At 38.0% G+C, this 1,036-nt stretch carries 1 protein-coding gene; it reads left to right on the top strand.

Annotated features, from left to right (window positions below; all coding sequences use genetic code 11):
- Nucleotides 1-109 precede the first annotated feature (109 nt).
- Nucleotides 110-1,015, top strand: a complete 906-nt coding sequence (locus tag LPH68_RS26395) for an IS982 family transposase (RefSeq protein ID WP_044129899.1) — start codon at nucleotides 110-112, stop codon at nucleotides 1,013-1,015.
- The last annotated feature ends 21 nt before the right edge of the window (nucleotides 1,016-1,036 follow it).

The following is a 1,036-nucleotide window of genomic DNA, read 5'->3' as shown; positions in this document are numbered from 1 at the left end:
TAACGTGAGTTCGATATAAGAATAAATATATTTCACTTATAATTAGAAACATAGCGATCAAAGTATTAAATTTATAGTGCTGAATTATAACATTTAAACGATTACCACTATGTTTCCAGAGTCTAAAGTTACAGAGATTTATTGTATGGCAGATGATTTTTGCAAGGAATTTACATTGCAACAGGAAAAATATATGATTAAGGATATGAAGACCAGGCATCGTAACAAACCCAACCGTATGAGTGATGCAGAGATTATGGTTATTCTAATCCTGTTTCACTCCGGTGGTTTCCGTTGTTTCAAGCATTACTACAAGGAGTATGTCTGTAAACATCTGAAACACCTTTTTCCGCATCAGGTTTCTTATAACCGTTTTGTGGAACTGGAGAAGGAAGTATTGCTTCCCATGACCATATTCATCAAAAAAGTACTGCTGGGAACTTGTACCGGCATCAGTTTCGTTGATTCCACTCCCTTACGTGTATGCCGTAACCAAAGAATCTTGATTCATAAGACATTTGAAGGGCTTGCCGAGCGTGGAAGATGTTCTATGGGATGGTTCTTCGGATTCAAGCTGCATCTGATAATCAATGACAAAGGAGAGATCCTCAATTTCATGTTCACGCCTGGAAACGTGGATGACCGGGAACCGTTGAAACAGGGTAAGTTTCTGGAAAACATCAAAGGAAAACTATGTGCAGACAAGGGATATATAGGTCAGGCTCTGTTTGAAAACCTTTTCCTGAATGGCATACAGCTTGTTACTAAAGTTAAAAATAATATGAGGAACTCACTGATGAGTATTGCCGACAAGATTTTGCTAAGAAAAAGAGCCTTGATTGAAACGGTCAATGACGAACTGAAGAACATCGCACAGATTGAACACTCAAGACATCGTTCATTCAATAACTTTATAGCCAACTCCTTGTCGGCTATCGCGGCATACTGCTTTTTTGAAAAGAAGCCCGCCATTGACCTAAATTTTGTCAATGACGGACAACTTGCTATTTTTTGATTTTATTTCGAACTCACGTTA

The organism is Bacteroides sp. 1_1_30, from assembly GCF_020982715.1.
GTDB lineage: Bacteria > Bacteroidota > Bacteroidia > Bacteroidales > Bacteroidaceae > Bacteroides > Bacteroides xylanisolvens.
Note: the sequence above shows the minus strand (reverse complement) of the source record. Positions and strands in the feature narration are given on the sequence as shown.